We start from the raw sequence: 22,940 nt of genomic DNA on the forward strand, positions 1-22,940 counted from the left end.
GTTACGCCACTTCGACGTGATCCAGCGCCTGATTCACCGCCAGTTCGGCAATCATCACCACCTGCGCAATACCCAGTGCCGTCTTGCGGTTCGAGGGATCGAGCAGGGCGGCGAAGTTACTGAGCATCTCGCTCGCAGAACTCAAGGTTTCGCTGGCATTGGCCAGCAAGCATTCGGTGTTGTACTTCGGATTGGCCAGGTACATCCGCTCGGCCTCGTTGCAGGACGACATGACCCCGGCGGCGGGGAAGAGGTAGTGATCCAGCGCACGCTCGGCGGCGTCGTGGAGTTTTTTGGAATTGGGGGATTCGTAGGGGGAGGTTGGGTCGGTTTCGGGTGGGTTTGGTGTTGGTTTGATCATGGTGAAACTCCTACATCGTCAAATGGGAGCCGACACTCTCGCTACCAAACGATGGGTGGCGGCCATGCTCAGGTTGGTAGACCGGGACGTAGGAACCGGCGCGCCCGAAGACGCCCTGTGCATGACCACCATGACGCGGAGCCTTTCAGACACTGCACATCATGATGCTTATGCAACCTACGATAATCCGGGGCTACCAAACCCCGTCACTGATTTTCAGTGACCGGGAAACAATAAGACCCGCGCCGCAGACGCACAAGCCGGCGGATTCTGGCGTAGTCGTAGGGAAAGACGCAAGGCGTTGTAGCCTTGGGGAGGTTACGGCTGGTGACTTTAAACGTGGCTGTGTAAACCGCTGATTATTGACATAAGGAACGTGTGTCAGCTCACCTATCAAGGTGACATTCAAGACCACATTGCTCGTTGCGAGCGTCCGCTATCGGCCAAAAGCGGACATCCAGAACAGTTGTCTCTAGCCTCAAGTGGTCGCCATCGCACCCTCAAAAATTGTGCTAATTTGCCATCGTTTCGCCATACTCAGGATATATTGCCGTCCAGAAGGCCATTAGGATCTGAAAATGGAAATTCACCACTACACGCGCGCATCCACCCTTCCTTTAATACTACAAAATGGCAAGCTTCGGTTTACAAGAGCAGATCACTTGGATGACCTCTTAGAGCTACCTTTTGAAAGCTTTCACCAGTCGCGGCAGACCTACTTTGTAAACTCCTGGGTCAAATCAGCTGTTGAGACATCAGGGCAGTGGTACCGGTACGCGGATCAGCACCGAGGCATCCGCTTGAGCTTCAAAAGCTCCCCATTTTCTTCGACGAAGTTGCGACTTGAGCTTAGCCGTTCATACAAAGACAAGAACGGCGAGCTAAAAAAGGTGGGGCTTAGACTGAATGACGTTCCAGCACCATTTACAAAGGAAACAATGTTCGGCAAAGGCTTTGTACTGTTGCCATGGGGCGACGAGGAATCCTTCGGTGGTGATGTTCTATACGTGGATGATCCTGCTGCCTACGTGAGGCAGTTCGTTCGTTCAACTCCAGGAGTAACTGAGATTACTGGAGGCTCTAGGTTAGCCCGGATAAAGGCTGCACATTGGGGAGACCAATATGAGTTTCGATTCATGCTAATGGCTATTCGAGGGCCAGAGCTAAACTACGATGATAATCCTGAGGAATATGAGTATGAGTTCCTCAACCTAATGGAAAAGTGGTATTCCTTGGGGATAGGAGCACCACCGCCGGAGCTTCCTTTTATCGATCTGCCAATAGATATCCCGATGCTTGATGATATGACAGTAACGTTAGGGGCACGTATTAGCAAAGATGATCGGGAGGCCGTTTTGCAGGCAATCCAGCGTTATGCCCCTAATGCTACGGTGGCAGAAAGCGCGATACAGGCACGGTAAGCTCGAACAAGCGCAAACAAGTGACAAACAGCTCAGGGTCGACTGCAGACCTTCGCTAAGGGCAGCAGTCGGCCAGGAGCTGTCGCCCAACACCGACTGCTTCCAAGCAACTTACTGACCGTGTTTTAGGTAGGCGTCAGCACCCGCTGCAAAGCAGCAAACGGCTAACCACGTGAGTCTCCGTCACCGTGTTGATCCTCGGCGATCTTCAATTCAATCTTGCTGTTGATTTCGCTGGTTTTGAGCTTGAAAGCAATTCCATCCAGAGGACCGGCATATAAAGTTTTCGCTCCCTCGGGCTTGCTCGAGTCGAAAACAAATCTGAACTCTTTTTGATAAGAATAGATGCTCCGCTTTTTAAAAACGGACTCAACCTCTCCGAAACTGCCGTGAAAGGTCTCGGGATCAAAATAATGGACAGGGCCTCGCCAAGACGCATAGCCTTCCGACTTGGCGGCTTTGCTTACTTTATCGATGAAATTCGCGACCTTGATGATGAGAACTGCATGTTCTCCAAGCAAAAGCATTTCCTCGCCTAGCGTTGCGTGTACCTTCAACATTGAATTGACTTTCTCGACCACGCGCAGTCGCTCCTCCTCTGTTTCATACGATTCTTCGAAATCCGGTACGGTGACAGCGTACATACAGAAGGCATTCAAACGATCGTGCGCCGTACGCTGCATCACAAGCGGGCCGGCCAGCCCTTCTATTGGAAAGGACTTCTCTTCCCCGTCTGGCGTCTTAAATGAAAACGTCAGAGATATCCGATCGGGTTGATGCCAATCCGAGGGCGCCTCGTATTGGTCGCCTCGTGCGACATCACCCTCTATCTGTTTGAACTGCCCAATCGTCTTACAGAACATCTCTCCTGTCTGAATGAATGAATCAGCGTATTCCTCCTTATCAAACACCTTAACTAGAAGAATTATTCTTTTGGGGGACATAAGCCAATCTCAATACTGATTCGAACAAGCGTAGCCTACAGATCAAATTCGGCGAGGGGAGACGCAGCTTCCACAGTGCGAGTAGCCGATGACTCAGGACAATGCTCATGGTCGCGCCGGTACTCCATAGAAAAGGGGACAGAAAAGGGGACAGATTCTGAGAAATCCCCGCTTTTTCTTACAACAAATCAAGAAGTTGGGAATTGAAGAGACCTGCATGGGTCGGCAGCTTGTATTGCACCACACAAAAACAAGATCCCGATCCCATGCAGGCCATCCGATTCTTACACAGCGCGCTCACCCAAGCACTTCCCTCCGTCCACTCTCGTCGTCTGAAAACGTTGATGTGTTGTGTCAGCGCATTACTTCGAGGGCGTCGGCTCACTCTGACAGGACTTGGTCGATTCCTGCCAGGCAAGGCCTACCCCAAGCACGCGATAAAGCGAGTGGATCGGTTGTTGGGGAATCGGCATCTGCAAACCGAGCGCTCGCTGTTTTACTGGGTCATGTTGCGAGCCTTGCTGGGGTCACTGAAACATCCATTGATTCTGGTGGATTGGTCGCCGATCGATGCGGCCGGAGAGTTCTTTTTGTTGCGCGCGGCCATACCTTTGGCAGGACGCTCGTTTCCCATTTACGAGAGCGTTCATGAGCGGGAGGGGTGTCCGAAATATCAAAAACGGTTACTGCAGGTATTGGCCGAAATGCTCCCCAAAGACTGCGTTCCGATCCTTGTAGCTGATGCGGGTTTTCGCCGCCCGTGGATCAAAGCTGTCGAGGCACAAGGCTGGTATTACGTGGGGCGAGTGCGTAACCGAGACCTCTATCGTAGCGACGCACACACTTGGCTGCCGGTTAAAAATCTTTACGCCCAGGCATCGGCGTCGCCGAAATCACTGGGGCGGATCGAGATGACCCAAAGTGCGCCGCACTTCATCCGTTTGTACTGCGTCAGGCATTCGGCGAAAGGTCGAAAACACCAGCGTGTCACGGGCTCAATCGCCAAAAACAAACTCAGCAGGCAGTCGGCCAATCGTGAGCGCGAACCTTGGTTATTGGCCAGCAACCTGCCGGAGGATCAATGGAATCCATCGAAAGTCGTGGCCATATACAAGCAGAGAATGCAGATAGAAGAAGGCTTCAGGGATGTTAAAAGCGAGCACTTTGGAGTGGGCGTGACACGCCACCGGAGTCATTGCCCGCGCCGAATAGAAGTGCTTTTGCTGATCTCGGCATTGGCCAACTACATCATTTGTTTGACGGGGTTGCAGGCCCGTGAAGCAGGCCATGAACATCGCTTTCAGAGCAATAGTCTTAAACGCCGACGGGTGTTGTCGTTGTGGAGACTGGGGTTGGAATATTGGCGTAGCGGACGCGGCTCAACCTCTCGAAAAACGTTGGAGAAGTTGGAGCTCGCGTTGCGAAACGAGGTACACCAACAAGCGCAGACCTTGGAGTAGTTTTGTGGGGATCCTTCAGGGACAGATTTATTTTCTGAGAAATAAATCTGTCCCCTTTTTTCTCTTCTTTCAGTTTGTTATCCACATTCAAGATCTGAAGCGTCTCCGTAAAAGCGGCCGTCACAAGAAAGTATAACTTCGTCCATGAACAGCGTTTTTTGAGCGTCATTTTTAACCTGACATCATGCCGAACGGTAGTTGTTAAAAATTAAGCTAATCTGTTTGGGTTGTTTAAGTGCGCTTAATTTTTCTGGTTGAAATCATATTGAAGAACTCCAGATGGAAGGCGTATCGCATCTATCAATTCACTAATTGAATTTAGAATCAAGTGGCAGCTTTCTGTAATCATAGGGTTGTCGCCAGTAGTAAGTAAAGTGCGATCGTCAGTTTTTAGTCCGATGCATATTTTTCCGAGTGCATAACCGTAGCCGAGCTCAAAGGCTACTCCTTCATCGATTGTGCGACCATCTAAAACCGCAATAACGATATCTGAGTTTGCGATAGCATCGATGTCTTTTTTGAAAACGTATTTTTTTGCTGATTTAAGCGACATTCCGTCCGCTACGAGTTTAGTTAGCAGACCTCCATCTCTCTGTGGTAGGAAAACGTCGATAAAAGGAGCTATTAATGATTCAATGTTCACATTGAACCTCCGCTCCATGTCATTGAATAGAGGTGCGGCCAAATAAGCGCGGGGTCTTCGAGATACCTTGAATTCAAACATGTTTTTCCATGATCTCTGTCAGATTGGTAGGGTCGTAATTTTTGAGTAATACCCGTCTAACAACTCTTCTTGCTATTTGTCCTGGTGTTTGGCCTTCGGTGTTGAAAATAAACTTTGGGTTGTAAATGTCTTTCAGATTTTTTGTTTGGTTGTCCAGGTAATCTTCTTTTCCAGACTGCTCGGGGGATCTACCTCGAGAGTAGTTTCTCGATACCAATGTCGCGGCGCTCGCCTCTAAGAAAATTATTTCACCATTTTGCCATTCTCGATGGCGCGTAATGATGCTCTTCATGTCTGCTGTCTTTTTCTTTTTTTCTTCAGCATCTTTGGAGAAGGCGTATAAGTCAAGTGGGCCTCGGTCCATAAAGTGAAACCCTACTTTCGCCGAATGCATTCTGTTATTCTTTTCCTTAAGTTCGCCGTAAACGAAACTATTTACTTTCTCGGCCTCTTCCGCACTTAGTGTATTAAATGATCGATACATCTCAGAAGGGGGGGCTTGCGTCCATTCTTCATGGGTATCAAAGCACCGGAGATGCTCCAGTAAGGAAGACTTCCCCGCGGCTACTGGTCCGACAATGTAGTAGTGCCAACGCGAACGCCTATCTTCGCCCATTTCATCAAGTTTGTCGCAGAATCTACGATTGTCCAAACCTAATAAGGAGAAAAATGATTTCATTTCTGAAGAGGTTAAGAAGATGGTGAATACATTGTATAAGTCAAGGTTTGCGTTAAATATGTCGCCTCTTTGCTCGCAGCTGAGCGATGTTTCATCTTTTATCCAGTGAATCATGTAGTGATGATTCGCTGGGCTCTTGTCCCGGTTAAGGCGTAAATAGTTTTTTAGGGAGGCATCAGCTAGTGAGTGGCCAACAATGAGCATCGTATTTTGAACGAAGCGCATAAAGATATATTCAGCGCTGACTCCAGGCGCTCTTGCCATTGCATCAGCAAAAGAATCTTCCGTAAAAATTAATTTTGGACTTCTTTTTTTTAATGAAACTTGAGGTAGTAGTCCGTTTACATGGTATATAGTGGTGTGCTCTGGGCGGTCGAGTAGGGCAGGTCGCCACTCAACAGAATACGAACGGTTATCTTCACGTGCGGGGTTGTAGCTAATTGCTTGTGCTAGAATGTCATCAAAGTTGAAATTTATTACAAAGGGTATTTTTTTTACTAAATCTTTTAATTCTGTTAGGTAAGGGTGTTTGATGAAAAGGTCCGCTACATTTTTTGGTACGTCTTTATAGATTGCATCATGAATTGACGAGGCCCAGTCGTGATTTATTGTCGCTTCTTCGGAGGCGTTGTAGTTGTCTTCTTCAATATTGCGGCGTCGGTTATAAATAATCTGACCAAGATACTCTGGGGTAAGTCCAGCGGTTCTATGGGCAATGTAGTCGCCTGCTAATGCAGCAGGTGTAGCAGCGAGTCGTTCAAGTAGCCCATACCAATTTGGTACCCCCGCATCGATTGAAATCCCTGCTCCAGTGACGAGATTCAAGCGTTCTTGCTGAAGACGTTGATACAGATGACACAGAAAACGTGGCAGTGCGGGTTGGCGGAGAGTCGCCGCAGTCAGGTCGTCCATTACTTGATATTCTCTTGCATAGATATTAAGTGGGTTACCGAGCCTAGATCATTTGGTTTGTATTTTTTTGCTACGTCACGCAAGTTCCATAATCCGGACTTAACTATCGGTGACATGGGTGAGAAATGGCCAAGCCAATTAGGTTTCGATGCATCAATGGGCTGGAAGTTTTCTGTGCAAAGCGCTATAAGCTGTGTCTCAACATAAGCTCTTAGGCTATCTTTTGAAGGCTCATCGTCAATTGGTACGATAAAAACTTCTAACTGACTTAAGTAAGCGCTGACTTTTTGTTCAAGCTCAATTTCTTCATCGCGAATTTCGATTGCTGCGTGCTGGCCTTCTCCCCACGACGGGTTCTCAAAATTTAGCTCTTTAGATTCCAATAGGGCTCTGCCAACATGAAGCCGAAAAATAGACCCGCGATGATTTCCCCCACCGTCCATCTGGCCATAATGGCTTCTTAGTCTGGTTCTCAAGGTGGATTTAGATTCTGCGCTTACAGCATGTGTGCCTATTCTAACTATTCTTGGTCCATTTTTAATAAAGTTTTTTTCGCGTGGATCTAGAAATATATAAACGCCACGCTTCGCAAGCTTTCTTTCTGGAAGATCTGAAAATTTAAATGTAAGCCCATTTTTTCTAGCTAAGTCTATATATTCATAGAGCTTTTTTAAGTCATTGATGCGTGCGCTGATTTGCTCCGCCTGCTCTAGCCAGAGTGGTATGTGTTCTGGAGATAGTTCGGAGAATGGAGTTATTATTTTTATGTTGTGTTCCGTTGTGTTGTACTTTTCTAGAGGGGTGACGTAGTCTTTTTCAGCTAAAAATGTAACGGTTGCATCATTTTTAAATATAGAAATCGACTTAAGTACAGATTTCGCCCATTGATTTTTCTCTTGTTCATTTAGAGAGGAAATTTCGACGTCGTACGGTTCAACGATTTGGTCCGGTTTTAGAAGGCCATGCTTTGCTGAGAGCACAAAAAAATTAGCTTCGATATTGGTCGCTATTGATATTGAACGCTTAAATCGCTCTGAAGTGTATAAATCTCTAGCAATCGTAGGTGATTTTTTTTTGTGACGGCCGCAGCCAATCACAATAATGGGTGGTTCACCATCATCAGTTAACAGCGCGCTCAGCGGATCGAACGCTGGAAGCGCAAAAAGATCACCTTGAATGCCATCTTCAATTTTCATTTTTTTCACACAATGATGTCAGCTTTTGAGATTTTAGCGGATTGCGATTAGCGATTCTATGGGTAACCTGATCATAGGAAGGATATTTGTCTCAGGGAGGCTTGTGAGCTTTATGCTTTATTTCGTTAGATTTTTACCTTGAAGCTAGGCCGTGAGGACAGGGCGGTAGATCTGTTCGTACAAGCGTTTTTTAGCCTTCCGCCGATCACCAAAATTATGCTGAGCTTAGTCGAAGGCATTTCGTAATTGGCGAGTATGCAAACAGAAAAATAAGAGCCCGAATCAACCTATGCCTTGATCCACCTCTGCCGCCCCCACCCACTCAAAACATCCACACCTAGCACAAGCACCAACATCGCCAAAATCACCGTCCCCGCCTGCGCCTCCTGAAACAAACTCAAGCTCACATACAACATCTGCCCCAACCCCCCAGCCCCGACAAATCCCAGCACACTCGCCATCCGAATATTGTTCTCCCACCGATACAAACAGTACGCGAGCAACTGCGGCGCCAGATTCGGCAACGTCCCATAACAAAAAGCCAAAACCGGATTACCCCCTTGCAACCGAATCGCCTCTGCCGGTTCCGGCGGCGTGTTTTCCAGTGCTTCCGCAAACAACCGCCCCAGTACGCCCGTGGTATGCAGGGCGAGCGCAAGTGTCCCGGCATTCGGCCCAAGCCCGGCAGCAAGCACCATCAACGCCGCCCACACCAGTTCGGGAATGGCCCGCAGTGCATTGAGCAGCAAGCGTGCTGCACTCTGAAAAAACCAGCCAAAGCGGCCAGCGGCGGGGAGTGCCAATAACAGGCCCAGGACGGCAGCGAGGAGGGTGCCGAGGGCGGACATGGCGAGGGTTTCCATCGAGCCGCGCAGGATGGCGCTCAGGTAGCCGGGGCTGAAATCTGGGCTTAGGAAACGGCCGACGTAGGAACCCATCTGTTTCAGACTGGTAGCGCTGCCGAGTTCTTCGAGGTCGAGGCCGAGGTAGGCGAACGAGGCGATGACAGCGGCGACGATGGCGATGATCAGCAAAGGATTGATCAGGCGCTTCATGTCAGCCTCCAGCGCAGCAGGCGGCTGAGTTGGTCGGCGCCGAGGACGAGCAGGAGGAAGGTCAGGAGCATGCTGGCGACTTCGCCGCCGGCGAACATGCGGATGGACAGGTCGATCTGTTGGCCGAGGCCGCCGGCGCCGACGAAGCCCATCACGACCGAGGCGCGGATGGCGCATTCCCAGCGGTAGACGGTGTAGGAGAGCAGTTCCGCCGCGACGTTGGGCAGTACGCCGTAGGCGAAACTGGCGAGGCGTCCGCTGCCGGCCTGGAGCAGGGCGTGGGCCGGGCGTTGGTCGGTGGATTCGAAGATTTCGGCGTAGACCTTGCCGAGCATGCCGCTGTAGGTGATCGCGATGGCCAGCACGCCTGCCGCCGGGCCAAGGCCGACGGCGCGCACGAACAGCAGCGCCCAGACGATTTCCGGCACGCTGCGCAGGAAGATCAGCAGCCCGCGCACCGGCCAGCGCAGCAGTCGGCCCAGCAGGCTCGGGCGGCCGCTGCGTGACGCGGCGGACAGCGACAAGGCGCGGCTGGCGAGCAGGCTGGCCGGCACTGCCAACAACAGGGCCATGGCCATGCCGGCGGTGGCGATGGCCAGGGTTTGCAGGGTGGCTTTGAGCAGTAGTTGAAGAAAGTCCCGATCATGTTCCGGAGGCCAGAATGTCGAGACAAACCGGCCGATTTCGTTCTGATTGTCGGCACGCAACAGCACACCCACATCCAGTTCGCTGAGTTGAATTCCCGGCCACAGCAAGGCAATCGCCAGCACGGTCAGCAGCAACCGTGGCAGCGCGGCGGGGTCGCGGGTGTCGGCGCTCAGCATCGGGGAATCTGCACAACCAGCGGCGGCACGGTCGGCGCCGGGGATTGCAGTTGTTCGTTGGCGTAGAGGGTGTCTAGCATCTCGCGGCTGACCTGCGCGGACGGGCAGTCGAAGAGGATTTTCCCCTCGCGCAAACCGATGATGCGCGGGAAGTGCGCCAGTGCCAGTTCCACCGCGTGCAGGCTCGCGACCAGCGTGACGTTGTGCTCCCGGGCATGGCGCGACAGGATCGACAGCGTGTGCCCGGCCAGCACCGGGTCCATGGCTGAGACCGGTTCGTCGGCCAGCAGCACTTCCGGTGCCTGATACAAAACGCGGGCAATGCCGACGCGCTGCAATTGCCCGCCGGACAGTTGCTGGCATTGGCTGAAGAGTTTGTCCGCCAGATCCAGTCGCGCCAGTGCGGCGCGGGCGCCGGGCACGTCGAGCGGATGCAGCAGGTTGATCAGGCTTTTGCCCAGGCTCCATTGACCGAGCTTGCCGGCCAGCACCGCCGTCACCACCCGTTGTCGGGGCGGCAGGGGCGGCGCCTGATGGATCAGGCCGATGCGTGCGCGCAGCCGTTGTCGCTGGTGGGCGGACAAGTGCCAGGCGCGCTCGCCCAGCACTTCGACTTCGCCGCTGCTGGGCCGAATGGCGGTCGCCAACAGATTCAGCAGACTTGATTTGCCGGCGCCGGATGGGCCGATGATCGCCACTTGTTCGCCGGCCTCGATCTGCAAATCCACGCCGCGCAGGGCTTCGACGCCATGGGTGTGGCGCAGAAAACCCTGCTGGAGGCGCAAGGTCATTTCAGCAATTCGGCGGCACGGGCGGCTTCCTCGATGCCTTTGTAGTTGTCCGGGCTGGTGGCGATGAAGCGGCTGGCCGCTTGCAGGTCGAGGATTTTCTTCTGCTCGGGGTTGGCCGGGTCGAGGTCGAGGAAGGCCTGTTTGATCTTCGCCGCCAGCGCCGGGTCGAGGGTGCCGCGCACGGTCCAGTTGTAATCGAAGTAGGTCGGGGTGGTGGCGAAGACCTTGACCTTGTTGGTGTCGACCTTGCCGGCGTCCACCAGTTTCTGCCAGACGCTGGCGTTCAGCACACCGGCGTCGACCTTGCCGGCCTGCACCCAGGCGACGGTGGCGTCGTGGGCGCCGGAGTAGCCGACGCGGCTGAAATAGCTTTCCGGTTTGATGCCGTCCTTGAGCATGAAATAGCGCGGCATCAGGCTGCCGGACGTCGACGACACCGAACCGAAGGCGAAGGTTTTGCCTTTCAGGTCGGCGAGGCTTTTGACGTTCGGGTCGGCGGTGATGAATTTGCTGGTGAACTGCGCGTCCTGCTCGCGCTGGACCAATGGAATGACCTTGGGATCACTTTTCAACTGCGCCTGGACGAAGGTGAAACCGCCGAGCCACGCCATGTCGAGGCGGTTGGTGGCCAGCGCTTCGACCACCGCCGGGTAGTCGGCCACCGGCACAAACTCGACTTTCATGCCCAGTTTCTGCTCCAGATAAGCCCCCAGCGGCTCGAACTTGCGCAGCAGCTCGGTCGGGGCTTCGTCGGGAATTGCGCTGACCTTCAACACATCTGCGGCGTGCGCCAGCACGGCGGACAGGGACAGGGCCAAACCAGCGGTCAATGCCAGGGTTCGCTTGAGCATGGAATTCTCCGTTTCGTGGGCGTCAAGATCAGTGCGCCGACGATGGGTAATCATCGTCGGGTGCAAAGTCAGGTTAGACGAAACGGTGAAAGTGCGAGGGCGCCGCGTTCACTTCAAGCGGTCAACGAGGGTCTTGCCCACTGCCAGGGCAGAAGCGGGGTTCTGCCCGGTCACCAGTTCGCGATCGACCACCACATGGCTGGCCCACGGCGCCGTGTTACTGCTGAACAAACCGCCGGCCTTTTCCAGTGCAGTCTGCGGATAGAACTTCATCGCGCCGCCGTTCAACAGGCCTTTGGCGAGCTCTTCTTCCTGATTGCTGATGACCGTGAACTGGTAGCCGGCGTAGGTCCAGTTGTTCGCCGTTGTTGCCTTGCCGGTTTCCAGTTGCCGGGTGAAGGCGTTCGGATCCGCCAGCGTCGACAGCAACGCAATCGGGCCATGGCACACCAGCGCCGTGGTTTTGCCTTGCTGGTGGAAGTTGTTCAGCAGTTTGCCCAGCGCCTGGCTGTGCAACAGATCCTGCATCGGCGCGTGGCCACCCGGAATGTAGACGGCATCGAAATGGTCGTAGCCGACTTGCTCGACCCGCGACAGGCTGATGACAGGCGATTCGCCGGGCGAGGTGATCTTCAGCTGTTCCAGCAGTGCCTTGTGCGCCTGTTGGGCCGCGACGTCATTGTTGAAATACATCTTGTCGTCGGAAGAACGATCCAGCGTCGGAGCCTTGCCGGTCGGGGTGGCGAAGGTCACGGTGTGGCCCGCGTCGAGCAACAGCTTGACCGGCTGCATCAGTTCGTTGAGGTAAAAACCGGTGCTGAAGACCTTGCCGTCTTTCAGGTCGAGATGGTCGGAATCCGATAACACCACCAGTACATTGGCGGCGTGGGCGTTCAGCGCGGCGGCGGAAAGGGACAGGGCAAAGGCGAGGCGGGTGATCGGGCGCATGGAGTGTCCAGTGAGTGGAGGAACGGTGTGGGCTCACTGTATTGATGCTCCGTCGGGCGATAAACTCGCGCCAAGACAAAGCATTTGTTCTCTGGAGATCAAGATGAGCCGCCGATTCGATTATCTGGCTGACGTCGAAGTGTTCGTCACTGTGGTGGAGAAGGGCTCGCTGAGCGCCGGAGCGGTGTTTCTCGGAACCACGCCGTCGGTGGTGAGCCGGGCGATTTCGCGTCTGGAAGCGCGTCTTGGCGTGCAATTGCTGCGGCGCACCACGCGGCGCTTGAGCCTGACCGATGCCGGCGTGTTGTATCTGGAACAGTCACGGGCGGCATTCGGCCTGATCGATGATGCGGAACGCACGATTCAGGGACAGGACGGTGAACTCAGCGGCCGCGTGCGCCTCAGTGTGCCGACCACTTACGGTCACTATCGCTTGCCGGCCATGCTCGCCCGTTTCACTCAACAGTATCCGCAAGTGCGCATCGAGTTGAGCATCAGCAATCGCAACGTCGATCTGGTGGCCGAAGGGTTCGATCTGGCGATTCGGCTGGGTGCATTGCCGGATAGCGGTTTGATCGGGCGCAAACTGGAGGACGCACGGTTGTGTGTGGTCGCCGCGCCGGCCTATCTGCAACGGGCCGGGACACCGCAAAGCGTGGACGATCTACAGCGGCATGCGTGCCTGCCGTTCGTGATGCCCAGCACCGGACGCGTCGGGCCGTGGCTGTTCCGCGAGCAGGACGAAGATCGCGAATGGCTGCCCAGCGCCAACATTCAGGTGTCCGACGATGTGTTGGGGATTGTCTCGTTGGCCGAGCAGGGGTTGGGCATCTGCCAGACCTACGACTTCATCGTCCGCGAGCGCATCGAGAGCGGGCGACTGGTGCGATTGCTCGAACAGTCGGGCGGGCGTTCCCGACCGTTCTCGGTGATCTATCCGCCGCACCGGCAGCTGTCGGCTTCGGCGCGGGCGTTGATTGATTGCCTGACCCGGGAGGTCAGTCAAGGCGCTGGAGCAGGCCTCGACTGACGCGATTCAAACGGCGGGCAGACGCGACACCCATTTCCCGCCACCTGCGCCATCCTTCAAGGCGCGCAAGGCCTGGGGCAGTTCGCGGAAGTCGAACATCTGCAGTGCCGGGCCGATCAGGCTGCCGTCGAGCAGGGCTTGCAGCATGTGCTCGCCGTTGCGACGCAAGGTCTGGCGATCGTGCAGGCTGGCGTGGGCGTGAAAGCTGTTCAGCGCCACTTCATGCAACGAAATCGCAGTGGTGAACGCCGGCAGCGGCGCGCTTTCCTGACGATCCTGAATGCACACCAGATGGCCGTTGTAGCCCAGCAGTCCAGCCATTTCCGCCGCGTGAGCGCCGCTGACCGTGTCGAACACGGCATGCAAACGACGTTCGCCGAGGCTGGCCGTGAGTGCGGTTTTCCAGTCCGGTTCGCGGTAATCGAATACGCCGACTGCACCCATGGACTTGAGCTTTTCATGATGCGCGGCTGATGCAGTCGCCCAGACCCGCCATCCGCGTTGTGCTGCCAGTTGCACCAGCAGCAGACCGACCGCGCCGCCCGCGCCGATCACCAGCACATCGACCGCGCCATTCGCGGGGACCTTTTCCACGGCTTGCCACGCGGTCAGACCGGGGCAGGGCAGTGAAGCCGCAGCGGCATCATCGAGCGCGGCGGGCACCGAAAGCACGGTGGCAGCGTCCAGCAGGCAGTACTCGGCGAAGCTGCCATCGCTCGCCAACGATTGGTGATACGCCACGCGACTGCCGAGTTGCAACGTCACACCGGCCCCGGCTGCGACCACCACGCCCATGCCGTCAACACCCGGCACGCGGCCGGTGCTCCAGGCGGGATGGCCCCACTCGATGATCTTCCAGTCCACCGGGTTCAAGGCGATGGCGCGGTTGGCCACCAGCACTTGCCCGGGACCGGGTTGCACGAGGGGTTTGCGGACCAGCGTCAGGCCGTCCAGTCCCTGGCCGGACGTCCAGGCCCAGGCAGCGTAATCGGTTTGCATTGTGTGATTTCCCATAAAAGTCGATGGCCGCCAGTATCGGTGGCAATGTTCATGAGAAGAACCGGCCTTGGGTCAAAGGTGTTTTGCGGGAAAGTCACCAATGCTTCACAGCGCTTCAATCGACCTGAGCAAAACGCTCCACCAGCCAATCGATAAACACCCGCACCCGATTGCTCAAATGCCGGTTCGGCGGATACAGCAGATGAAACGGATACGCCGGCGGCCGCCAGTCCGTGAGGATCGGCACCAGTTCGCCGCGCTCGATGGCGGCCCTGACCGTGTAGCTGAAGGTGTGGATGATCCCCAATCCCGCCAGCCCGGCCGCCAGGTGCGCGTTGCTTTCGTTGACGCTGACCAGGCCTTTGCCTTCGATCTGATGGCGTTCGCCGTTGCGCTGGAAGTTCGACGGCAGGATGCGCCCGGTGGAGGCCGAGCGGTAGGTGATCATTTGATGGTTGGCCAGCTCCAGCGGGTGGGTTGGTGTGCCGTGGCGTTGCAGGTAGTCGGGCGTGGCGCAGGTGGTCCATGAGACTTCGCCGAGGCGGCGCACGGCGAGGGTTTGTTCGGTCAACGGGCCGCCGCGAATCACGCAGTCGACGCGCTCGCTGATCATGTCCACCGGGCGGTCGCTGACGCCCAGATCAATCTGAATATCCGGGTAGCGTTCGAAGAACTTCGGTAGTTCGGGGATCACCAGCATGGTCGCGGTCGAGCCGCCGATGTCCACACGAATCCTGCCGCGCGGCAATCCTTGAGCCTGGCTGAAACCCTGATCGATGTCGTCCAGTTGATGCAGCAGTTGTTGGGTCAATTGGTAGTAAGAGGCGCCGTCGGCCGTGACGGTGAGGCGGCGGGTGGTGCGTTGCAGCAGGCGCACGCCGAGGTGGCTTTCCAGTTGCCCGATCAGTTTGCTGACGGTGGTTTTCGGCAGGTTCAGCGAGTCGGCGGCTTTGGTGAATGAACCGCTTTCCACGACGCGGGCAAAGGTGCGGATCGCCATTAACTGATTCATCGGCTCGGGCTCGGAAGGGAAGACAGGGCTGAGTATTGTGCATGTCTGTGCACAAACAAAACCGATTTGGCGGATTTTTCAATTCAATCCATCGGCCTAAAGTCGCTTTCAACGGCTCACCTACGACCCGTCACCATCCTCGAAACGGTTACTGGAGATTCATCATGAGCAACAGACTTGAAGGCAAAATCGCACTGATCACTGGCGGCACCACCGGCATCGGTCTGGCCTCGGCACAGGAATTCGTCGCCCAGGGCGCCACCGTATTTATCACGGGCCGTCGTCAGGCCGAGCTGGACAAAGCGGTCGCCGCCATCGGCCCACGGGCCATCGGCATTCAGGGCGATGTGGCGAATCTGGACGATCTGGATCGCATCTACCGCGAAATCGCCGAGAAGGCCGGGCACCTCGACATCCTGTTCGCCAATGCCGGTGGCGGGGACATGCTGCCGCTGGGTTCGATCACCGAAGAGCATTTCGACCGGATATTCGGCGCCAATGTGAAGGGCACATTGTTCACGGTGCAGAAGGCGTTGCCGCTGTTGCGCGATGGCGCATCGATCCTGCTGACTTCATCGACCACTTCGGTGCAGGGCACGGAAAACTTCAGCGTCTACAGCGCGAGCAAAGCGGCGGTGCGCAACTTCGCCCGGTCGTGGTTGCTGGATCTGAAACCTCGTCGTATCCGCGTCAACGCGATCAGCCCTGGCCCGGTGCGTACGCCAGGTCTGGCGGGGCTGGTGCCGGCGGAACACACGCAGGGTCTGTTCGATCAACTGGCGTCTATCGTGCCGATCGGGCGTCTGGGTGAGCCGAGCGAAATCGCCAAGGCTGCGTTGTTCCTGGCCTCGGATGACAGCAGTTTCGTGAATGGCATCGAGTTGTTCGTTGACGGTGGTACCGCGCAGATCTGATCTGAGACGTTTAATGCCCCGGCACTTGTTCAGTCGAGTGCCGGGGTTCGTCCGTTTCTTCGGCCGGTGTGTTATCCCAGATCAGACGCGGGTCGAAACTCATCGCCGAGAGCATGGTGAACACGACCACGAGGCCGAAGAACAGAATCCCCGGTCGCGGCTCGATATCCCCCAGGGCCTGGAATTTCACCAGCGCCGCCACCAGCGCAACCACCAGCACATCGAGCATCGACCAGTAGCCGATCAACTCGACGAATCGGTACAGCTTCGAACGCTCCCGACGCGCCCAGTGACTGTCCCGTTGCACAGTCACCAGCAGCAGCGTCAGCGCAACGAATTTCACCCCCGGCACCGCGATGCTGGCGATGAAGATGATCAGGGCAATGTCCCACGCACCGTGCTCCCAGAACTCCAGCACGCCGCTCATGATGGTGCTGTCGGCGCCGTTGCCGAGCAGGGTGGTGTTCATTACCGGCAGCAGATTCGCCGGCACGTAAAACGCCAGGGCGGCGAACATGTAGGCCCAGGTGCGGGCCAGCGAGTTGGTCTTGCGCCGGTGCAGCGGGGCGTCGCAGCGCGGGCATTGGTGGGGCTCGCCGGTCATGTCGCAGGCCAATCCGCAGCTGTGGCACAGGCAGAGGTTGAGTTCGCTGGCAGTCGGTGGTCGCTTCATAGGATGTCCCACAGTTCACGCACGTCGCGCCCGGCGATGCGGATCAGCAACAGGCTGAGCACGGCCAACGCAAACAGACCGATGCCGGGAATCACGTCGAGCATGCCCGCCAGTTTGAACACCGCGACCATGGCGCCGAGCAAGCACACTTCGAGCATGCTCCACGGCCGCAGCGTTTCCAGCCAGCGCATGCACACCTTGAAGGCCGGGCAACGGCGCGAGGCGAGGGCGAAGCTCAACACCCAGATCAACAACACCAGCTGAAAGGCCGGGGCGATGATGATCGAGATCGCCGCGACCATCGCCATGAAGGTGATCGGCCCCTGACTCAGCGCCAGTACCGAATCCCACAGGGTCGCGCTGTTTTTCAGGCCCTGCATGCTGATGCTCATCACCGGGTAGAAATTGGCGAACAACCACAGCATCGCCGCCGTGAAACTCAAGGCCAGTCGTTGTTCCACGGTGAGGCCGCTATAGCGCTGGAGCACGCCGCCGCAGCGCGAACACAGGGTTTTCTGATGTTTGGCGAGCGTGGCGTGTTCGTACACGCAGTCGCAATGCTCGCAGATGATCAGTCGATCGGTGCTGGCCATGGGCGCTCGAGGGGAGGAGGGTTTGAACCTCTTCAATATAGGCGCGATGGGGCATTCGACAACTGTCACATCCGCAAACGCGCCTTTGGTCTGGCCGGCAGACACGTCACCGGAACCGTTCCATACTCCTGTGCGCCATTGGTAAATCGACCTTCATCACCCGCAGGAGAAACGCCATGAGTGAAAAACCGACGATTGTGCTGGTGCACGGATTCTGGGGCGGCGCCGCGCACTGGGGCAAAGTCATTGTTGAATTGACACGCAAGGGTTACAGCGCGATTCAGGCCGTGGAAATGCCACTGACCTCGCTGGCCGACGACGCCGAGCGCACCCGCAAAATGGTCGCTCAGGTGAACGGGCCGGTGTTGTTGGTCGGGCACTCGTATGGCGGTGCCGTGATCACTCAGGCCGGCAATCAACCGAATGTGGTCGGGCTGGTGTACATCGCCGCGTTCGCCCCGGATCAAGGCGAAAGCCCCGGCGGCATCACTCAGGAGCATCTGCCTGCTGCTGCGCCAAATCTTGCGCCGGACAGCGACGGTTTCCTCTGGCTCAAGGCCGACAAGTTCCATGAAAGCTTCTGCCAGGACCTGCCGGCGGATGAAGCGCTGGTCATGGCCGTGACGCAGAAAGCGCCGCTGGCCAGCACGTTCGGCGATGTCATCAGTGATCCGGCGTGGAAGCACAAACCGTCCTGGTATCAGATTTCCAGTCAGGATCACATGATTCACCCGGACAACCAGAAACGCATGTCCGCCCGGCTCAACGCGAAGAAAGTCATCACCCTCGACGCCAGTCATGCCTCGCTGGCCTCTCACGCCGCCGAAGTGGCGGCGTTGATCGACGAGGCCGCCAAGGCCTGACAACGACCACGCAACCGGCCGTTTTCAGACCGGTTGCGTGGCATCTTCTTCCGCGATGGCCGCACGCACGCTGGGCCGTTCGGCGATACGCGTCATGTAGTTCGCCAGCGCTGGCCAGTCTTCAATGGCGATGCTGAATGTCGGCAACCACTTCAATACCGTGAACAGATAGGCATCCGCCACACCGAACGCCTGCATCAGAAAGGGCTGGGTCGCGAGGATGCGGTTCAGGTAATCCAGACGCTTGAACAGTTTGTGTTTGAAGATCGTTTTGGTGGATTCCGGGATTTCGCTGCTGAACAACGGCGCACTGCCCCCATGAATTTCCGAGCTGATGAAGTTCAGGTATTCCTGCAGGCGCGAGCGCTCCCAGGTGCCATTGACCGGGGCCAGCGTATGACCGGGCACAAGGTCGACGAGGTACTGCAAAATGGCCGGACCTTCGGTCAGCACCTCGCCACTGTCCAGCATCAGCGCCGCCACGTAGCCCTTCGGATTGATCTCGCGAAAGTCCCGGCCATCGGCGGTACGCTTGGTCTGGTTGTTGACCCGGATCAGTTCGAACGGCAAGTCCAGTTCTCGCAGCACGATGTGCGGGGACAGCGAACAGGTCATGGGCGCGAAGTACAGTTTCATGGGGTCTCCCTCCTGGTGAGGGCTCAGAATCCACTACCGCTGCGCCGCTTCGCAAAGGACATCTGTGGTGCTAGCGTATGACAAAATCTCATGGACTGAAGAGGTCATATGCTCCCCCGACTGCCATCGCTCAACGGATTGCGAGCCTTCGAATGTGCGGCCCGCCATTTGAGTTTCACCCGCGCCGCCGAAGAACTGAACGTCACGCAAACCGCGATCAGCCATCAGATCCGTCGCCTCGAAGATGAGCTCGGCGTGCGGCTGTTCATGCGCTCGAAGGATGGGTTGACGCTGACGGATGAAGGCAACGCTTATTTTCCCGGTATTCGTTCGGCGTTTCTGGAGCTGCGCCATTCGACCGAGCGTTTGCAGGAGGCGAACAACCAAAGCGTCCTGACGATCAGTACCCTGGTTTCGGTGGCGTCGAAATGGTTGTTGCCGCGTCTGCCGTCGTTTCGCGAGGCGCATCCCGAGATCGATGTGCGGATCAGCGCGTTAACCCGACTGGTCGACTTTCGCAAGGTCGGCATCGACGCGGCGATCCGCTACGGCAAGGGCGAATGGCCTGGACTACGGGCTGACTGGTTGATGTCCGACGAGGTCTTTCCCGTGTGCAGCCCGCGACTGCTGACGGGCGAGAAACCTTTGAAGACGCCGGCGGACCTGGTTCATCACCCTTTGCTGCAAGTCAGCGGCCTGACCGCCAATGACTGGAACGACTGGCTGCACGCGGCAGGCCAGCCACCGCTCACGACCAAAGGCCCGCGTCTGACTTTCGATCTGGCCATGATGGCGGTGCAGACAGCCATTGACGGGCAGGGCGTCTGCATCGGGCGCTCGACCTACGTCGATGACGATTTGCGCGCCGGAAGACTGGTGGCGCCGTTTGATCTGCGGCTGAAGTCCGACTCGGGGTTCTACTTCGTCACGCCCCATGAAAACGCGAATTCGAAAAAGGTCGTCGCCTTCAGGCAATGGCTGTCGCAAGTGGTGTGAGTTGTATGTGCGTGTATCAATCCGGCGCTCGTACACACTTGGGTAACTTATGCCGACATCGGGACACATCTCGTGTACATGCCTCGCTCAGAGTGACGGTCGACACATCACTACTTCCGAGAGGGCAACACCATGCGTCGTACACTTCTGATGACCGCAGCAGCCGCACTCGTTTCACTGACCGGCCTCGCGTACGCGGCTGACACCCAACCCGCCGCCTCTGCAAAGAGCTGGCAACAAGGCCTGAGCCGCACCGATCTGGTCCGTCAGGATCTGGGCGCAGCGGAGCGCGAAGTGATTCAGGCCCGGGTGGATTTCGAGCCGGGCATCACTTCGCCCCGACATGCGCATCCGGGCGTTGAAGTCGCCTATGTGATCAGCGGCACCTTCGAATACCAGCTCGAAGGCCGGGCACCGGTGACGCTCAAGGCGGGAGACTCGCTGTTCATCCCTGAGGGCGTGGCGCATATCGCGAAAAACGTCGGGAATGACAAGGGTTCTGAGCTGGCGACTTACATTGTCAGGAAGGGCGAGCCGTTGTTGATTCTCAAGCAGTAGCTGCCTGGAAACTGAAAAGGCCTGCCACATTGGCAGGCCTTTTTGTTATTGGCGGATTCAAGGCTGGCAGATGACTACGCCGAGACTGCCGCCGCATTCAAATTGAAAGAACTTCAACGTACATCCACCTCTTTCACATTCTCGGTCGATGCTCTTTGCCTGCGCCTCTGCAGCCAGCTGAAAAGCGCATGCACCGGGTGAAGGACGGCCGTCAGTACGCCAAGCAGCAGGATGATGAAGAGGATGATCAGCGGGACGCTTTCGTGCGAGAACATGGTGGGTTACTCCTGTAGTCACTATGTTGGAATCCGCAGACTAGACGCATCCGGCGATGTTTTTGGTGAACGTATGTTCATCCTCGGGTGCTTCGATTGTGCTACGGGGGAGGCGATGGATCTGCTCCAGGATCGCCAGCAATTCATTGGCAACGAACGCCATCCATCGCATGCTGAACGTTTCATCCAACGCCACTGACGAGGCATCCCTTGCAGACCCTTCGCCGTGCTCAATCCGAAGACGCCGCGCCCATCGCCGCCCTGGTCGATGAGGCCTACAGCCCTTACATCGCCCGAATCGGCCGCAAGCCTGCGCCCATGCTCGATGACTACGAACATGTGCTGCGCGAAACCGATACGTTCGTGCTGACCGACAACGATGAAATCTTCGGTGTGATGGTGATGAGCCGGGAGGGCAAGGAGCTGCTGCTGATCAACGTCGCGGTGTCGCCCCGGCACAAGGGCAAGGGGCTGGGCAAAGTGCTGATGTCGTTCTGCGAAGAACATGCGTTGAGTCTCGGTTGCGAAGCGGTGCGGCTGTACACCCATGAGCGGATGACCGAGAACATCGCCATCTATGAAAAGCTCGGCTTTGTGGAAACCCATCGCGCCACCGAGGACGGATTTGCCCGGGTTTTCATGCGCAAGACCCTTGCCGGATCTCGCTGACTGCCACCCCGGCATGTCGAAATCAGGCATCGGCATGCCGCACTCGAGCTATTTGCGTTCAACACCGGCCACGTAAGGTGAAGCGTCCATCAGAGAACAACAAAAACAATGAACAGCCTGAATTCGAAGGAATCGAGCGGTCAGTTGGCGCAGGGTTTCAAGCCGCGGCACGTGACCATGTTGTCAATTGCAGGAATCATTGGCGCGGGGTTGTTCGTTGGCTCCGGACACGCCATTGCGGCGGCAGGGCCGGCCGTGTTGCTGGCGTATCTGTTTTCCGGCCTGTTGGTCGTGCTGGTCATGCGCATGCTGGGTGAAATGGCGGTGGCCCACCCGGACACGGGATCGTTCTCCACCTATGCCGATCAGGCCATCGGTCGTTGGGCGGGCTTCACCATCGGCTGGCTCTACTGGTGGTTCTGGGTGCTGGTCATCCCCATCGAAGCATTGGCGGCCGGGCATGTCTTGAATCAGTGGTTTCCCCAGGTCGATGCGTGGCTGTTTGCCTTGGTGTCGATCGTCCTGTTGGTGGTGACCAACCTGTTCAGCGTTTCCAAGTATGGCGAGTTCGAATTCTGGTTCGCGATGGCCAAGGTCGTGGCGATCATCGGTTTCATCGGTGTCGGTTTTGCCGTGTTGATGGGCTGGATTCCCGAGCGTGAAGCCAGCGGCCTGAGCCGGTTGATGGAAGAACATGGCGGGTTCGCCCCCAATGGTCTGTCGACGGTGGTCGGCGCCTTTATCACGATCATGTTCAGCTTCATCGGTACGGAAGCGGTGACCATTGCCGCCGCTGAGTCGAACAATCCGGCACAGAACATCGCCAAGGCCACGCGTTCGGTGATCTGGCGCATCGGCGTGTTCTATCTGTTGTCGATTTTCGTGGTGATCTCCGTGGTGCCCTGGAACGATCCGCTGTTGGCGTCCGTCGGTTCCTATCAGCGAGCCCTGGAGTTGATGAACATTCCCCACGCGAAATTCATGGTCGATGTGGTGGTGCTGATTGCGGTGGCCAGTTGCATGAATTCGTCGATCTATATCGCTTCGCGCATGCTGTTTTCATTGGGGCGTCGTGGTGATGCACCGCACGCCTTGAAAGTGACGTCCGCTGCGGGCGTGCCGAGGGCGGCGGTGATTGCCAGCAGCGTCATCGGGGCCGGGGTGACGTTGCTCAGCTACTTCATGCCTGCCGGACTTTTTCAGTTCCTGCTCGCCAGTTCCGGCGCCATCGCGTTGCTGGTGTACCTGGTGATCGCGGTCTCGCAGCTGCGCATGCGCCGAATGCTGCGCCGGCAGAATGTCGAGTTGACCTTTCGCATGTGGCTGTTTCCCTGGCTGACGTATCTGGTGATCGCCTTCATCTGCGCTGCACTCGCGGTGATGATGCTGACGCCTGAGCATCGTCTGGAGGTGTCATCGACCATTGGCCTGGCGCTGGTGATTTCCTTCATCGGGCTGGTGACCACGCGTCAGCACGGGCTGGCGAGCGCTTCTGTCCCGGTCAAACAAAACGCCCGAAGCAGTGCTTCGGGCGTTTGAGGATGAAACCGGCGTGA

25 protein-coding genes are annotated in these 22,940 nt (G+C 56.7%); 9 read left to right on the top strand and 16 right to left on the bottom strand.

Annotated features, from left to right (window positions below):
* Position 1 precedes the first annotated feature (1 nt).
* Entirely contained in the window at positions 2-361 is a 360-nt protein-coding gene (locus AC07VV_RS02800) for a DUF6124 family protein (RefSeq protein ID WP_495035187.1), read from the bottom strand.
* A 578-nt stretch (positions 362-939) separates the two neighbouring features.
* On the opposite strand from AC07VV_RS02800, the gene AC07VV_RS02805 reads away from it, so the two are divergent.
* On the top strand, positions 940-1,782 hold the full coding sequence (locus AC07VV_RS02805) for a hypothetical protein (protein ID WP_495035188.1): 843 nt from the start codon (positions 940-942) through the stop codon (positions 1,780-1,782).
* Positions 1,783-1,946: 164 nt separating this feature from the next.
* Here the strand turns inward: AC07VV_RS02805 and AC07VV_RS02810 are convergent, their stop codons facing one another.
* Positions 1,947-2,726 carry a hypothetical protein gene (locus tag AC07VV_RS02810; protein ID WP_495035189.1) on the bottom strand — a complete coding sequence of 260 codons (780 nt, stop codon included), beginning with the start codon at positions 2,724-2,726 and terminating at the stop codon, positions 1,947-1,949.
* Between the two features lie 266 nt (positions 2,727-2,992).
* On the opposite strand from AC07VV_RS02810, the gene AC07VV_RS02815 reads away from it, so the two are divergent.
* Positions 2,993-4,186 carry an IS4 family transposase gene (locus AC07VV_RS02815; protein ID WP_495035925.1) on the top strand — a complete coding sequence of 398 codons (1,194 nt, stop codon included), beginning with the start codon at positions 2,993-2,995 and terminating at the stop codon, positions 4,184-4,186.
* A gap of 241 nt (positions 4,187-4,427) precedes the next feature.
* On the opposite strand, the gene AC07VV_RS02820 is transcribed toward AC07VV_RS02815, so the two are convergent.
* The 8 genes from AC07VV_RS02820 to AC07VV_RS02855 all read right to left on the bottom strand — a co-directional run bounded on the left by AC07VV_RS02820 (position 4,428) and on the right by AC07VV_RS02855 (position 12,166).
* On the bottom strand, positions 4,428-4,910 hold the full coding sequence (locus AC07VV_RS02820; protein WP_495035190.1) for a nucleoside 2-deoxyribosyltransferase: 483 nt from the start codon (positions 4,908-4,910) through the stop codon (positions 4,428-4,430).
* On the bottom strand, positions 4,903-6,501 hold the full coding sequence (locus AC07VV_RS02825) for an SIR2 family protein (protein WP_495035191.1): 1,599 nt from the start codon (positions 6,499-6,501) through the stop codon (positions 4,903-4,905). The genes AC07VV_RS02820 and AC07VV_RS02825 overlap by 8 nt, the downstream gene beginning before the upstream one ends.
* A complete protein-coding gene (locus tag AC07VV_RS02830; protein ID WP_495035192.1) occupies positions 6,501-7,697 on the bottom strand; it encodes a GIY-YIG domain-containing protein in 1,197 nt (398 codons plus the stop codon). Before AC07VV_RS02830 ends, AC07VV_RS02825 begins: the two co-directional genes overlap by 1 nt.
* A gap of 287 nt (positions 7,698-7,984) precedes the next feature.
* Positions 7,985-8,752, bottom strand: coding sequence for a phosphonate ABC transporter, permease protein PhnE (gene phnE, locus AC07VV_RS02835; RefSeq protein WP_495035193.1), 768 nt, complete (start codon positions 8,750-8,752; stop codon positions 7,985-7,987).
* Positions 8,749-9,576, bottom strand: coding sequence for a PhnE/PtxC family ABC transporter permease (locus AC07VV_RS02840; RefSeq protein WP_495035194.1), 828 nt, complete (start codon positions 9,574-9,576; stop codon positions 8,749-8,751). The genes phnE and AC07VV_RS02840 overlap by 4 nt, the downstream gene beginning before the upstream one ends.
* Positions 9,570-10,367 carry a phosphonate ABC transporter ATP-binding protein gene (locus AC07VV_RS02845; RefSeq protein ID WP_495035195.1) on the bottom strand — a complete coding sequence of 266 codons (798 nt, stop codon included), beginning with the start codon at positions 10,365-10,367 and terminating at the stop codon, positions 9,570-9,572. Before AC07VV_RS02845 ends, AC07VV_RS02840 begins: the two co-directional genes overlap by 7 nt.
* A complete protein-coding gene (locus tag AC07VV_RS02850) occupies positions 10,364-11,218 on the bottom strand; it encodes a putative selenate ABC transporter substrate-binding protein (RefSeq protein ID WP_102622274.1) in 855 nt (284 codons plus the stop codon). Before AC07VV_RS02850 ends, AC07VV_RS02845 begins: the two co-directional genes overlap by 4 nt.
* A gap of 108 nt (positions 11,219-11,326) precedes the next feature.
* Entirely contained in the window at positions 11,327-12,166 is an 840-nt protein-coding gene (locus tag AC07VV_RS02855; RefSeq protein ID WP_495035196.1) for a type 1 glutamine amidotransferase domain-containing protein, read from the bottom strand.
* A gap of 103 nt (positions 12,167-12,269) precedes the next feature.
* Here AC07VV_RS02855 and AC07VV_RS02860 point away from each other — a divergent pair, with 103 nt between their 5' ends.
* Positions 12,270-13,196: a LysR family transcriptional regulator gene (locus AC07VV_RS02860; protein ID WP_495035197.1), complete on the top strand. Its 927-nt coding sequence runs from the start codon at positions 12,270-12,272 to the stop codon at positions 13,194-13,196.
* 6 nt (positions 13,197-13,202) lie between these two features.
* Here AC07VV_RS02860 and AC07VV_RS02865 read toward each other — a convergent pair whose 3' ends face one another.
* Both AC07VV_RS02865 and AC07VV_RS02870 read right to left on the bottom strand, forming a co-directional pair.
* Entirely contained in the window at positions 13,203-14,195 is a 993-nt protein-coding gene (locus AC07VV_RS02865) for a zinc-binding dehydrogenase (protein WP_495035198.1), read from the bottom strand.
* 115 nt (positions 14,196-14,310) lie between these two features.
* Positions 14,311-15,207 carry a LysR family transcriptional regulator gene (locus AC07VV_RS02870; protein WP_495035199.1) on the bottom strand — a complete coding sequence of 299 codons (897 nt, stop codon included), beginning with the start codon at positions 15,205-15,207 and terminating at the stop codon, positions 14,311-14,313.
* Between the two features lie 164 nt (positions 15,208-15,371).
* On the opposite strand from AC07VV_RS02870, the gene AC07VV_RS02875 reads away from it, so the two are divergent.
* A complete protein-coding gene (locus AC07VV_RS02875) occupies positions 15,372-16,121 on the top strand; it encodes an SDR family NAD(P)-dependent oxidoreductase (RefSeq protein ID WP_495035200.1) in 750 nt (249 codons plus the stop codon).
* A 10-nt stretch (positions 16,122-16,131) separates the two neighbouring features.
* Here the strand turns inward: AC07VV_RS02875 and AC07VV_RS02880 are convergent, their stop codons facing one another.
* Both AC07VV_RS02880 and AC07VV_RS02885 read right to left on the bottom strand, forming a co-directional pair.
* Complete coding sequence (locus AC07VV_RS02880; RefSeq protein ID WP_495035201.1) at positions 16,132-16,794, bottom strand: paraquat-inducible protein A; 663 nt, start codon at positions 16,792-16,794, stop codon at positions 16,132-16,134.
* Positions 16,791-17,387, bottom strand: coding sequence for a paraquat-inducible protein A (locus AC07VV_RS02885; RefSeq protein WP_096821765.1), 597 nt, complete (start codon positions 17,385-17,387; stop codon positions 16,791-16,793). The genes AC07VV_RS02880 and AC07VV_RS02885 overlap by 4 nt, the downstream gene beginning before the upstream one ends.
* A 176-nt stretch (positions 17,388-17,563) precedes the next feature.
* Here AC07VV_RS02885 and AC07VV_RS02890 point away from each other — a divergent pair, with 176 nt between their 5' ends.
* Positions 17,564-18,250 carry an alpha/beta hydrolase gene (locus tag AC07VV_RS02890; protein ID WP_495035202.1) on the top strand — a complete coding sequence of 229 codons (687 nt, stop codon included), beginning with the start codon at positions 17,564-17,566 and terminating at the stop codon, positions 18,248-18,250.
* Positions 18,251-18,274: 24 nt separating this feature from the next.
* Here AC07VV_RS02890 and gstA read toward each other — a convergent pair whose 3' ends face one another.
* Positions 18,275-18,886: a glutathione transferase GstA gene (gene gstA, locus AC07VV_RS02895; protein WP_495035203.1), complete on the bottom strand. Its 612-nt coding sequence runs from the start codon at positions 18,884-18,886 to the stop codon at positions 18,275-18,277.
* A 108-nt stretch (positions 18,887-18,994) separates the two neighbouring features.
* On the opposite strand from gstA, the gene AC07VV_RS02900 reads away from it, so the two are divergent.
* A complete protein-coding gene (locus AC07VV_RS02900; protein WP_495035204.1) occupies positions 18,995-19,882 on the top strand; it encodes a transcriptional regulator GcvA in 888 nt (295 codons plus the stop codon).
* 132 nt (positions 19,883-20,014) lie between these two features.
* The gene (locus AC07VV_RS02905; RefSeq protein ID WP_495035205.1) at positions 20,015-20,440 is read left to right on the top strand and encodes a cupin domain-containing protein; all 426 of its coding nucleotides are present in this window, start codon (positions 20,015-20,017) and stop codon (positions 20,438-20,440) included.
* 113 nt (positions 20,441-20,553) lie between these two features.
* On the opposite strand, the gene AC07VV_RS02910 is transcribed toward AC07VV_RS02905, so the two are convergent.
* Positions 20,554-20,715, bottom strand: coding sequence for a hypothetical protein (locus AC07VV_RS02910; protein ID WP_495035206.1), 162 nt, complete (start codon positions 20,713-20,715; stop codon positions 20,554-20,556).
* A 210-nt stretch (positions 20,716-20,925) separates the two neighbouring features.
* Between AC07VV_RS02910 and AC07VV_RS02915 the strand changes: the two genes are divergently transcribed.
* A complete protein-coding gene (locus AC07VV_RS02915) occupies positions 20,926-21,384 on the top strand; it encodes a GNAT family N-acetyltransferase (RefSeq protein WP_495035207.1) in 459 nt (152 codons plus the stop codon).
* A 108-nt stretch (positions 21,385-21,492) separates the two neighbouring features.
* Positions 21,493-22,923: a GABA permease gene (gabP, locus tag AC07VV_RS02920; protein ID WP_495035208.1), complete on the top strand. Its 1,431-nt coding sequence runs from the start codon at positions 21,493-21,495 to the stop codon at positions 22,921-22,923.
* The last annotated feature ends 17 nt before the right edge of the window (positions 22,924-22,940 follow it).

It is taken from the genome of Pseudomonas sp. GW821-FHT02C04 (genome assembly GCF_059421845.1).

Bases quoted from the DNA above. Each gene is read 5' to 3' on its own strand.
- AC07VV_RS02800 (WP_495035187.1), bottom strand. From the start codon at position 361: ATGATCAAACCAACACCAAACCCACCCGAAACCGACCCAACCTCCCCC.
- AC07VV_RS02805 (WP_495035188.1), top strand. From the start codon at position 940: ATGGAAATTCACCACTACACGCGCGCATCCACCCTTCCTTTAATACTA.
- AC07VV_RS02810 (WP_495035189.1), bottom strand. From the start codon at position 2,726: ATGTCCCCCAAAAGAATAATTCTTCTAGTTAAGGTGTTTGATAAGGAG.
- AC07VV_RS02815 (WP_495035925.1), top strand. From the start codon at position 2,993: ATGCAGGCCATCCGATTCTTACACAGCGCGCTCACCCAAGCACTTCCC.
- AC07VV_RS02820 (WP_495035190.1), bottom strand. From the start codon at position 4,910: ATGTTTGAATTCAAGGTATCTCGAAGACCCCGCGCTTATTTGGCCGCA.
- AC07VV_RS02825 (WP_495035191.1), bottom strand. From the start codon at position 6,501: ATGGACGACCTGACTGCGGCGACTCTCCGCCAACCCGCACTGCCACGT.
- AC07VV_RS02830 (WP_495035192.1), bottom strand. From the start codon at position 7,697: ATGAAAATTGAAGATGGCATTCAAGGTGATCTTTTTGCGCTTCCAGCG.
- phnE (WP_495035193.1), bottom strand. From the start codon at position 8,752: ATGAAGCGCCTGATCAATCCTTTGCTGATCATCGCCATCGTCGCCGCT.
- AC07VV_RS02840 (WP_495035194.1), bottom strand. From the start codon at position 9,576: ATGCTGAGCGCCGACACCCGCGACCCCGCCGCGCTGCCACGGTTGCTG.
- AC07VV_RS02845 (WP_495035195.1), bottom strand. From the start codon at position 10,367: ATGACCTTGCGCCTCCAGCAGGGTTTTCTGCGCCACACCCATGGCGTC.
- AC07VV_RS02850 (WP_102622274.1), bottom strand. From the start codon at position 11,218: ATGCTCAAGCGAACCCTGGCATTGACCGCTGGTTTGGCCCTGTCCCTG.
- AC07VV_RS02855 (WP_495035196.1), bottom strand. From the start codon at position 12,166: ATGCGCCCGATCACCCGCCTCGCCTTTGCCCTGTCCCTTTCCGCCGCC.
- AC07VV_RS02860 (WP_495035197.1), top strand. From the start codon at position 12,270: ATGAGCCGCCGATTCGATTATCTGGCTGACGTCGAAGTGTTCGTCACT.
- AC07VV_RS02865 (WP_495035198.1), bottom strand. From the start codon at position 14,195: ATGCAAACCGATTACGCTGCCTGGGCCTGGACGTCCGGCCAGGGACTG.
- AC07VV_RS02870 (WP_495035199.1), bottom strand. From the start codon at position 15,207: ATGAATCAGTTAATGGCGATCCGCACCTTTGCCCGCGTCGTGGAAAGC.
- AC07VV_RS02875 (WP_495035200.1), top strand. From the start codon at position 15,372: ATGAGCAACAGACTTGAAGGCAAAATCGCACTGATCACTGGCGGCACC.
- AC07VV_RS02880 (WP_495035201.1), bottom strand. From the start codon at position 16,794: ATGAAGCGACCACCGACTGCCAGCGAACTCAACCTCTGCCTGTGCCAC.
- AC07VV_RS02885 (WP_096821765.1), bottom strand. From the start codon at position 17,387: ATGGCCAGCACCGATCGACTGATCATCTGCGAGCATTGCGACTGCGTG.
- AC07VV_RS02890 (WP_495035202.1), top strand. From the start codon at position 17,564: ATGAGTGAAAAACCGACGATTGTGCTGGTGCACGGATTCTGGGGCGGC.
- gstA (WP_495035203.1), bottom strand. From the start codon at position 18,886: ATGAAACTGTACTTCGCGCCCATGACCTGTTCGCTGTCCCCGCACATC.
- AC07VV_RS02900 (WP_495035204.1), top strand. From the start codon at position 18,995: ATGCTCCCCCGACTGCCATCGCTCAACGGATTGCGAGCCTTCGAATGT.
- AC07VV_RS02905 (WP_495035205.1), top strand. From the start codon at position 20,015: ATGCGTCGTACACTTCTGATGACCGCAGCAGCCGCACTCGTTTCACTG.
- AC07VV_RS02910 (WP_495035206.1), bottom strand. From the start codon at position 20,715: ATGTTCTCGCACGAAAGCGTCCCGCTGATCATCCTCTTCATCATCCTG.
- gabP (WP_495035208.1), top strand. From the start codon at position 21,493: ATGAACAGCCTGAATTCGAAGGAATCGAGCGGTCAGTTGGCGCAGGGT.